The following is a 9,823-nucleotide window of genomic DNA, read 5'->3' as shown; positions in this document are numbered from 1 at the left end:
TCGCCGTCGGGTGAGGGGTGGGCGTCGGTGGCGACGGGCATCGATGTACCGGCACGTCCCCTCGCGCCGGATCCCGGCTGCGGGTGTGCGGTGGCGAGAGTTCAGCCCCTCCGGCGTTTGAGGAGCGGGGTCCGGGGCGGAGCCCCAGGGGTGGGACGGGTAGGGGCGGAGGGGGCGAAAAAAGGGGTGTCCGCCCGGCTGGGCAGGTCAGTCCCGGGGGGCCAGGTGGGGCGGGAAGCCGCCGGTGGCCACCGGGCCCCAGCGGGTGGGGGTGATGCGGATGATCGACTTGGCCTGCCTGCGCATGGCCTCGCGGTACTCGTCCCAGTCGGGGTGCTCACCGGCGATGTTCCGGTAGTACTCGACGAGGGGCTCGACGGAGTCCGGGGAGTCGATCACCTCGGCGGTGCCGTCGATCTGGACCCAGGGCCCGTTCCACTCGTCGCTGAGGACGATCAGGCTGACCCGTTCGTCCCGCTTGGCGTTGCGGGTCTTGGCACGCTCGGGGTACGTCGAGAGGACGATGCGGCCCGAGTCGTCGACGCCACAGGTCAGCGGGGAGCCCTGGGGGCCGCCGTCGGCGCGGCGGGTGAGCAGGACGGCCCGGTGGCGGGGGCGTACGAAGTCCAGCAACTCGTCGAGGGAGACAGAGGTGTTCGTCGCGATGTCGGCTGCCATGCGATCAGCGTAGGCCGCGTGCCCCGCGATCGCCCGCGGGCTCGGCCGGCGGGCGGTACCGGACCTCATCGAAGCGGCTAAAGTGCTCTTCGTCCTGTGCTCGCAGTCGGGAATGTGCTGCGGAGCTCTCCTGCGCATGGCCGTGTGGCCGTGCATGCCGAAGAGGTTCGTGGTGGCTGCGTCTGATTTTTCCGAATTGTCTCGTTCTGATACGGGTTTCGAGCTGGCCGAAGGCCTCACGGCCGCCGCTCAGCAGTTGCACGAGACCTCGAGTCCCCATGCCACCCTGCGTACCGCCGTCCGGCTGGCCGTGCGCATCCTGCCAGGTGTCGAGTACGCCGGGATCTCCGTCATCGAGCCCAAGGCCCACCGGCAGACGCTGGCCTGGACGGACGAGGTCGTCCGTTCCGCCGACGCCCTGAGCGCGGGCCGTGAGCATCACCCGTACCTGAACCGGCTGTGGACGGCGCCGGTGGCCCGGATCGAGGACAGTGCCGCGGAGGACGGGGATCTCGCGCTGTCGGGCCTCGGGCTGCGGTCGGTGCTGTCGCTGCGGCTGCGTGCCGACCGGCGCCGGCTGACCGTTCTGACGGCCTACGCGCGGGCGCCCCGCGCCTTCGACGAGTCGGCCACCCGCATAGGGCGGCTGTTCACCGCGCACGTCGGCATCGCGCTGGACTCGGCCACCCTGCGCGAGCAGCTCACCGAGGCGATGCGCACCCGGGATCTGATCGGCCAGGCCACGGGCATCCTCATGGAGCGGCTCGACATCGACGCGTCCGAGGCGTTCGCCAGCCTCGTGCGCACCTCCCAGCGGGAGAACGTCAAGCTCCGTGACCTGGCCCGGCGGATCGTCGACGTGGGCGAGGGCGGGTGAGCGGGCCTCAGGCGGCCGGCAGCGACTCGCCCTGCACGGCCTGGATGTCGAGTTCCACCCTCAGGGTCGTGCCGATGGCGGAGATGCCCGCCTGGACGATCTGGTTGTAGTGGAGCGCGAAGTCCTCTCGGTGGAGCTCGGCCCTCGCGCGGAACGCGGCGCGGGTGCCGCCCCAGGGGTCGGCGCCGGTGCCGAGGTAGGAGAGGTCGAGGTCGACGGGACGGACGACACCGTGCAGGGTGAGCTCGCCGTGCACGGTCCAGCGGTCGGAACCGGCCGGTGTCAGGCCCGTCGAGCGGTAGGTGATCAGCGGGTGCTTCTCTGTGTCCAGGAAGTCCGGCGACCTCAGATGCCCGTCGCGGGTGCCGTTGCCGGTGTCGATGGAGGCGGCCGTGATCGTCGCCTCGACGCGGGAGGCGGTCACGTCGCCGGGGGCGATCTCGACGCGGCCCGCGAAGTCCGTGAAGCGGCCGTGCACGCTGGAGATGCCCAGGTGCTGGGCGACCACGCCGACGGAGGAGTGCGCCGGGTCGATGGTCCACGGTCCCGGCGGGGGCAGTTCGGTGCCGCCCCGGCGGGCCAGTGTCACCTGGCCGACCTCGGCACGGCCGGCCGCCGTGACGATGGCGCCCGAGGCGGCGGGCGCGTACCCGAGCGCGGTCACGATCACCGTGTAGGCGCCCGGCGCGAGGCTCGTGGTGTCGTGCACGGTTCCGTCGGTGTCCGCCTCGGCCCGCAGCACCTGGGTGCCGGTCGAGTCGGTCACCGTGACGACCGCGTGCGAGACGGCCCACCCGTCCCGGGTACGGATCTTCGCGGTCAGTCCCATGGCAGTAACTCCTTGCGATGAACCAATGAAAACCGGCCCGTGGGGGGCGCACCTCCGCTCAGAGTGCGCGCATCCCCACGGGCCGGGGCTCGGACTACTCGCCGGGGTGGGCGAGTTCGATGTCGTGGTCGTCCATTCCACGGCCGCCGACGGTCAGCGCGGTCGCCACCGGCGGGTAGCCCGCCGCGATGACGGTGTACTCGCCGCCGTCCAGATCGGTGAAGGCGTACGCGCCGTCGCCGCCGGTCCTGGCCGTGCCGACCACGTTTCCGGCCGCGTCCACCAGCGTCACGCGGGCGTCCGACAGCGGGCCGTGCGGCGCCCGTACGACACCCTGGAGCTGGGCTCCCGGGTCGAGGTCGACCTCGACCCGGGTGACCCCGGTGCCGCCGACCTCGACGGGCAGGGCCCGCGGCCGGTGGCCGGCGGCGTTCACCGCGACCGTCACGACACCGGGCACCAGCTCGGCGAAGGCGAACTCGCCCTGCTCACCGGTGGTTCCGGTGGCCAGCACATCTCCGCGGACGTCGGTCACGACGACCATCGCGTCCCTGACCGGGGACGCGCCCTCGCAGGCCCGGACGACACCGCTCAGCCCGCTGGTGCCGCTCAGCAGGATGTCGTACGCGAGCGGCTCGTCGTTCACGACGATCGTCGAGGCCTGCGGCTGGAAGCCGTCGGCGGAGGCGATCAGGACGTACGAGCCCACACCGGGCGCGTCGAGGGCGTACGAGCCGTCCGCCTGCGCGACCGAGCGGCCGAGCTGGCGTCCCGCCGGTGAGATCAGCGTGACCGCGGCCTGCGGCACGGGCGCGCTCTCGGCGCCGCGGACCTGGCCGTGCACCCTGATGCCGCCGGACGCGGGCTGCGGGGCGCTCTCCCTCGTCGCGGTGGCGACGGCGGCGAGCCGCTGTGTGCCTTCGGGTGCGGTCCCGAAGGCGGCTTCGGTGGTGTCGACGGCCGGGGCGAGAGCCGCGGCGGCCGCTGCCTCGACGGCCTCGGCGACGGGAGCCTCGGTGACCGGTTCCCCGGACTTCTCCGCGGCGGCCTGCGCCAGCGCGCCGGACGTCCGCAGCGGGACCTCCTTGATGAACAGCACGATGAGGAAGGCGATCAGCGCCATGCCGGCCGCGATCAGGAAGACGTCCGCGATGCCGTGGCCGTACGCGCTCTCCATCACGGTGCGCAGCGGCGCGGGCAGCTTGTCCATGTCCGGGATGCTGGAGCTGGAGTCCGAACCCGAGCCCAGGGCCGCGTACTTGGGGCCGAGGTCGGTCAGCCCGTCCTTCACGTAGTCGGTGATCCGGTTGGCCATGACCGCGCCGAGCGCGGAGACGCCGATCGCACCGCCGAGGGAACGGAAGAACGTCACCGTGGAGCTCGCCGCGCCCAGGTCCGACGGGGCCACCTGGTTCTGCGTGGAGAGCACCAGGTTCTGCATCATCATGCCGACACCGAGGCCCAGCAGCGCCATGAAGATCGCGATGTGCCAGTAGGCCGTGTCGTAGCGGATCGTGCCGAGCAGGCCGAGGCCCGCGGTGACCAGGAAGCCGCCGGAGACGAGCCAGTACTTCCACCGGCCGGTCTTGGTGATGATCTGGCCGGAGACCGTGGACGAGACGAACAGACCGCCGATCATCGGGATCGTCATGACACCCGACATCGTCGGGGACTTGTCCCGCGCCAGCTGGAAGTACTGGCTGAAGAACACGGTTCCGGTGAACATCGCGACACCGACGAACAGCGACGCGAGGGAGGAGAGGGTGATGGTGCGGTTGCGGAACAGCCGCAGCGGGATGATCGGCTCGCTCGCCCTGGACTCGACCAGCACGAACAGCGCGCCGAGGACGATCGCGCCGGCGACCATCGTGTACGTCTGCCACGAGACCCAGTCGTACTTGTCACCCGCGAAGGTGACCCAGAGCAGCAGCAGGGAGACCGCGGCGGAGATGAAGAACGCGCCGGCCCAGTCGACCTTCACGTCCCGCTTCACGACGGGCAGGTGCAGGGTCTTCTGGAGCACGATCAGCGCGATGACCGCGAACGGCACACCGACGTAGAAGCACCAGCGCCAGCCGAGCCAGCTGGTGTCGGTGATGACACCGCCGAGCAGCGGACCGCCGACGGTTGCGACGGCGAACGTCGCGCCCAGGTAGCCGGAGTAGCGGCCGCGCTCACGCGGGGAGATCATCGCGGCCATCACGATCTGCGCCAGGGCGGACAGACCGCCGACGCCGATGCCCTGGACCACGCGGCAGGCGATGAGCATGCCGGGGTTCTGGGACAGGCCGGCGGCGGCCGATCCCAGTACGTAGATGATCAGCGCTATCTGGACGAGCGCCTTCTTGCTGTACAGGTCGGAGAGCTTGCCCCACAGGGGGGTGGTCGCGGTCATGGCCAGCAGCGAGGCCGTGACGACCCAGGTGTAGGCGGACTGGCCGCCGCCCAGGTCGCCGATGATCTCGGGGAGCGCGTTGGTGACGATCGTCGACGACAGGATCGCGACGAACATGCCGAGCAGCAGCCCGGAGAGCGCCTCCATGATCTGCCGGTGCGTCATCGGAGCGCCGTCGGCGCTTCCGTGCTTGGCGTGAGAGCCCCGCACACCGGATGGTGTGGTCGTTGCCATGGGCTTCCTTTTCTTACGTATTTACGCGGGTGTACGGGTGGTCGGTTCTGATACGTCTGTCGCGTACGGGGGAGGGTGCGCGTGGGACCACTGCGGGGAGCGGCAGTCGCCGAAGCTCTCGCGCAGCCGGCCCATCAGCTCGATGAGCAGTCCGACCTCGTCGTCGGACCAGTGGCTCAGCCGGTCGGAGAGCAGTCGCGACGTGCGCAGGGACAGCTCGTCGAGCTGGGCGTGGCCGGCCGTGGTGAGGCGCAGGATGCGTGAGCGCTTGTCCGCCGGGTCGGGGGACCGTTCGATCCAGCCCCGGTCGGCGACGTGCGCGACATGGCGGCTGGTCACCGACATGTCCACGGACAGCAGCTCCGCGAGCCGGCTCATCCGCATCTCGCCGTACCGGCCGAGCAGCGTGAGCACGGCGGCGGAGCCCGCGGGGCAGTCGGGCGGCAGGATCCGTCCCATCCCCCGTTTCACGGCACCGATGGCGCTGAGCTGACGAGCCAGTTCCTCGTACTGCGCCTGCCCGGCCATCGCACCTCCCTATTCGTTGCTTAGGGCAACCATAAAGAAGTTGGTTGCCGCAGGCAAACGAGTTCGGAGCTTCAGGGCTAAAAAGTTGGCAAAGGCAAGTGTTGGCGAACGGAAACGCGCAGGTGGGAGTGACGGACGGATGGGATGGGGTGGGGTGGGGTTCTTCGGGCGGGGTGGTCGCCGGGGACGGACGCCGGGTGAAGAGGTGGCGCGCGCCGGTGTGCGTCCCGGCCGGGGCGGTGTGCGTCCCGGTCGTGGACGGTGAAGGGGACGCGTCACGATCGGTGTGAACGGCAACCCGGCACTTGGGCAGCCCGCGCGCATTCGCTAGGGTCCGGCCTATGGCAAACACCCAGGGCCCCGAGGGCAACTACGACCCCGCGGGCAGCACTCAGATGTTCCGTGCGTTCGTCGACGAGGCCCCCCAGGGCCGGCAGCAGCAGGCGGCCGCTCCCGCGGGTCCCCGCGTGGGTCTGATCGTCGGCGTCGTCCTCGCCGTCGCGGTCGTCGCCGCGGTGGCCTGGCTCGCCTTCATGTGATCCCGCGGGACCGTACGGCCGGGCGGGACCGGTGATCGGGCGGGACCGTACGACCCGGACGCGACCGGCAGCCGAGCGGAACCGTACGGCCGGGCGTGACCGGCGAGTGAGCGGGGCGGCGTGACCCGGCAGGGCCACACCCCCTACTCCCACCGGACGGACACGTCTACTCCCACCGGACGGACACGTCCTGTGTCTCGATGTGCATGCCCAGCGGCACCCGCCAGGAGTCGACGCACACCGTCCAGGTCCCGCTCTTCTTCGCGCCGGCCGCGATCGGCGCCGGAAGGGTCTCGGCCGACCGGATCGTCGCCCAGTCGATCCCGAGCGCCCCGATGATGTGCGTCCCGAAGGTCACCGTGCCCGAACGCACCGCCGTACCACCGGTGTTGCCGAAGGAGACGGTCACCTTCTCGCACCACCGCCGATCGGTGGCCGCGCGCGAGGGATCGCTCACGGTGAGAACGGCGGGCCCGGAGCTCGCTGTCGGGCCGGGCGCGGGCGGCGTCGGCGAACTGCCCGAACTCCCGCTCGTACGGCCGGAGTCGCCGCCGGACGGCGAACCTGAGGGCGAAGAGGATCCGCCACCGGTGCCGGTTCCCGTACCTCCCGCACCGCCCGTCCCGGTCCCGGAACCGCCGTCGCCGGCCCCCGGGCCTCCCGAACCGGCAGGGACGGCCGCCGAACCGTCCGGGCCGCCGGGGTCACCCGTGCTCTCGGACGAGACGCCGCCCGGACCGGTGGCCGACGTCCCGCTCCCGGATCCGGAACCCCCCTTGCTCCCGGCGGCGTCGGAGCCGCCTTCGGCCGAACCGTCCAGGGGTACCAGGGAGACCTCGCCCGAAGGCGCCACCACCGCCCCCGACGCCCGTGAGGAGCCGTCCGCGGCCCCGACGGCGGCGTACCCGCCGTCACTCCCGCCGTTCCCGCACGCGGCCAGTACCCCGCCCAGACACAGCACGGCCGCCGAAGTGCACACCAGGACACCTCGGCGACCGCTTGTCGACCCGTGACGCATCGGCTCGTGACGCATCGCGCCAGTGTGGCTGACGATCCGTCAATTATGAACCCCGCGTGGGGCGGTCAGTCGGAGATGAGGCCTTCGCGCAGCTGGGCCAGCGTGCGGGTGAGCAGACGGGAGACGTGCATCTGCGAGATGCCGACCTCCTCGCCGATCTGCGACTGGGTCATGTTGGCGAAGAAGCGCAGCATGATGATGCGGCGCTCGCGGGGCGGCAGCTTGGCGAGCAGCGGCTTGAGCGACTCGCGGTACTCCACGCCCTCCAGCGCGGTGTCCTCGTAGCCGAGGCGGTCCGCGAGGGAGCCCTCGCCGCCGTCGTCCTCGGGAGCGGGCGAGTCGAGCGACGACGCCGTGTACGCGTTGCCGACGGCGAGGCCGTCGACCACGTCCTCCTCGGACACCCCGAGGGCGGTGGCGAGTTCGGCGACCGTCGGAGAGCGGTCGAGCTTCTGCGAGAGCTCGTCGCTGGTCTTGGTGAGGGCGAGCCGCAGTTCCTGGAGGCGGCGCGGGACGCGGACCGACCAGGAGGTGTCGCGGAAGAACCGCTTGATCTCGCCCACGACGGTCGGCATCGCGAAGGTCGGGAACTCGACACCGCGCTCGCAGTCGAAGCGGTCGATCGCCTTGATCAGGCCGATGGTGCCGACCTGGACGATGTCCTCCATCGGCTCGTTGCGGGAGCGGAAGCGGGCCGCCGCGTACCGGACGAGCGGCAGGTTGAGCTCGATGAGGGTGTCCCGGACGTAACCGCGCTCCGGGCTGTTCTCGGCGAGTGCGGCGAGCCGCAGGAAGAGGGAGCGGGACAGGGTCCGGGTGTCGATGGCGCCCGAGGATTCGGGGACCAGAACGGCTTCCGGGGCCTCGGCGGCAGGGACATCGTGAAGCGCGGCGTGCGCCTCGGGCACTGCGTCGCTCTTCGTGAGCGTGAGCACCTTCGAGCTGCCCTGATCTGCGGACATGCCACCCCCTTTGGGTCGCGGACGGTCGCGGCAGTCGCTCCCGTCGGAGGAACGCAGCCTCCACCTGAATACCGGAGGCGAGGCCGCGGCAAACGCGCTCCCGGAAGAATGTCACATGTCGGCAACACGCTGTAGAGACTTGTCGACATGTAGAAGGTGGATCAGCCCTGGAAAAAGGGGGTCTGACGGTGATTCAGCGCTGAACTGACATAAAAACCGGTCTTGAGCGATTAGCTCTTTTCGGTTACGCCTCGATCCTGTTTGCGGACCGAAGTCGCGCGAAGCTGCGGGCGAGGAGCCTTGACACGTGCATCTGGGAAACACCCAGCTCGGCGCTGATCTGTGACTGGGTGAGGTTGCTGTAGTAGCGGAGGAGCAGGATCCGCTGCTCGCGTTCGGGCAGTTGTACGAGCAGATGCCTCACGAGGTCACGGTGTTCGACTCCGTCGAGCGCGGGGTCCTCGTACCCGAGCCGGTCGAGCAGCCCCGGCAGTCCGTCGCCCTCCTGGGCCGCTTCGAGGGAGGTCGCGTGGTACGACCGTCCGGCCTCGATGCAGGAGAGCACCTCCTCCTCGGTGATGCGCAGCCGTTCGGCGATCTCCGCGGTGGTGGGCGAGCGCCCGAAGGCGGTCGTCAGGTCCTCGGTCGCGCTGTTCACCTGCACCCACAGCTCGTGCAGCCGGCGCGGTACGTGGACCGTGCGAACGTTGTCACGGAAGTACCGCTTGATCTCGCCGACGACCGTCGGCATCGCGAAGGTCGGGAACTGCACGCCCCGGTCCGGGTCGAAGCGGTCGATGGCGTTGATCAGGCCGATGGTGCCGACCTGGACCACGTCCTCCATCGGCTCGTTGCGGGAGCGGAAGCGGGCCGCCGCGTACCGGACGAGCGGCAGGTTCGCCTCGATCAGGGCGCCGCGGACCCGGTTGTGCTCGGAGGTGCCCGGCTCCAGCACCTTGAGTTCGCCGAAGAGCACCTGCGTGAGGGCCCGGGTGTCGGCACCGCGGCGCCGCTCCTGGGTGACCTCCTGGACGGGCGGGGGGCCGGGTGTGAGGCTCGCTGCGGCGTCGGGTGCCGTGGTCTGCGCCGTGGCCGGTCCCGGGGGTGACGGCGGGGTGGAGGCGAGGGCCGTCGCCCGGGCCGTGGCCGGGGCTTCCTCCTGGGGCGGCGCAGTACTGGCCGACACGGTCAACGCCACCTCTTCGTTCGTCAACGATCCGTCGACGTATCCGTCAACTCATCCGTCAAAAGCGGTCATAGCATCACAAGACATGTGCACTGTGTGCAAGCACCGCATAACGCCGTGTTGGAGGTGATTTGCAGGTGAGTTGGGTTTCAAGACGTCGAAAACCCCTGACCGGTTGCGGTCAAGGGCTCGGCAAGAGTGTGCGATCAAAAAGGGTCAGAACGGGTAGTCGGCGATCACCCAGGTGGCGAACTCCCGCCAGAGTGCGACACCGGCCACGTGGGCCGGGTGCTCCAGGTAACGCTTGAGGGCGTCGGCGTCCTCGACGGCGGAGTTGATCGCGAAGTCGTACGCGACGGGCCGGTCGCTGATGTTCCACTCGCACTCCCAGAACCGCAGCTCGGGGACGAGCTCGCCGAGTGCGCGGAAGGCGGCGACGCCCTCGACGACGCGGGGTTCGTCGCGCCGGACACCGTCGTTGAGCTTGAAGAGGACCAGATGGCGGATCACGGGCACTCCCTGGTGATGAGATGGTTCTTCGCTCGGCCGCGCCCCTGCCGGGACGCGCGTCGCTCCG

General features: G+C 70.5%; 10 protein-coding genes. 2 read left to right on the top strand and 8 right to left on the bottom strand.

Annotated features, from left to right (window positions below; translation table 11 throughout):
• Positions 1 to 207 precede the first annotated feature (207 nt).
• Positions 208 to 678: a PPOX class F420-dependent oxidoreductase gene (locus tag ACFYW9_RS31315; RefSeq protein WP_389157383.1), complete on the bottom strand. Its 471-nt coding sequence runs from the start codon at positions 676 to 678 to the stop codon at positions 208 to 210.
• A gap of 154 nt (positions 679 to 832) precedes the next feature.
• Between ACFYW9_RS31315 and ACFYW9_RS31310 the strand changes: the two genes are divergently transcribed.
• A complete protein-coding gene (locus tag ACFYW9_RS31310; protein ID WP_389157401.1) occupies positions 833 to 1,555 on the top strand; it encodes an ANTAR domain-containing protein in 723 nt (240 codons plus the stop codon).
• 7 nt (positions 1,556 to 1,562) lie between these two features.
• On the opposite strand, the gene ACFYW9_RS31305 is transcribed toward ACFYW9_RS31310, so the two are convergent.
• From ACFYW9_RS31305 to ACFYW9_RS31295, 3 genes are all read right to left on the bottom strand, one after another.
• Complete coding sequence (locus ACFYW9_RS31305; RefSeq protein WP_389157380.1) at positions 1,563 to 2,384, bottom strand: YceI family protein; 822 nt, start codon at positions 2,382 to 2,384, stop codon at positions 1,563 to 1,565.
• A gap of 94 nt (positions 2,385 to 2,478) precedes the next feature.
• Positions 2,479 to 5,013 (bottom strand): MFS transporter, encoded by a 2,535-nt coding sequence (locus ACFYW9_RS31300; protein WP_389157377.1) that lies wholly within the window; start codon positions 5,011 to 5,013, stop codon positions 2,479 to 2,481.
• A gap of 21 nt (positions 5,014 to 5,034) precedes the next feature.
• Positions 5,035 to 5,541 (bottom strand): MarR family winged helix-turn-helix transcriptional regulator, encoded by a 507-nt coding sequence (locus ACFYW9_RS31295; protein WP_389157374.1) that lies wholly within the window; start codon positions 5,539 to 5,541, stop codon positions 5,035 to 5,037.
• 341 nt (positions 5,542 to 5,882) lie between these two features.
• On the opposite strand from ACFYW9_RS31295, the gene ACFYW9_RS31290 reads away from it, so the two are divergent.
• The gene (locus tag ACFYW9_RS31290) at positions 5,883 to 6,080 is read left to right on the top strand and encodes a hypothetical protein (RefSeq protein ID WP_037615166.1); all 198 of its coding nucleotides are present in this window, start codon (positions 5,883 to 5,885) and stop codon (positions 6,078 to 6,080) included.
• 166 nt (positions 6,081 to 6,246) lie between these two features.
• On the opposite strand, the gene ACFYW9_RS31285 is transcribed toward ACFYW9_RS31290, so the two are convergent.
• From ACFYW9_RS31285 to ACFYW9_RS31270, 4 genes are all read right to left on the bottom strand, one after another.
• Positions 6,247 to 6,537: a hypothetical protein gene (locus ACFYW9_RS31285; RefSeq protein WP_351875543.1), complete on the bottom strand. Its 291-nt coding sequence runs from the start codon at positions 6,535 to 6,537 to the stop codon at positions 6,247 to 6,249.
• Positions 6,538 to 7,163: 626 nt separating this feature from the next.
• A complete protein-coding gene (locus tag ACFYW9_RS31280; RefSeq protein WP_351875540.1) occupies positions 7,164 to 8,060 on the bottom strand; it encodes an RNA polymerase sigma factor SigF in 897 nt (298 codons plus the stop codon).
• Positions 8,061 to 8,304: 244 nt separating this feature from the next.
• Positions 8,305 to 9,252, bottom strand: a complete 948-nt coding sequence (locus ACFYW9_RS31275) for a SigB/SigF/SigG family RNA polymerase sigma factor (RefSeq protein ID WP_389157398.1) — start codon at positions 9,250 to 9,252, stop codon at positions 8,305 to 8,307.
• A 210-nt stretch (positions 9,253 to 9,462) separates the two neighbouring features.
• Positions 9,463 to 9,756, bottom strand: coding sequence for a Dabb family protein (locus ACFYW9_RS31270; RefSeq protein ID WP_351875534.1), 294 nt, complete (start codon positions 9,754 to 9,756; stop codon positions 9,463 to 9,465).
• Between the last annotated feature and the right edge of the window lie 67 nt (positions 9,757 to 9,823).

The sequence above is a fragment of the Streptomyces sp. NPDC002698 genome, from assembly GCF_042888945.1.
GTDB lineage: Bacteria > Actinomycetota > Actinomycetes > Streptomycetales > Streptomycetaceae > Streptomyces.
This window is presented reverse-complemented; position numbering and strand designations above follow the sequence as displayed.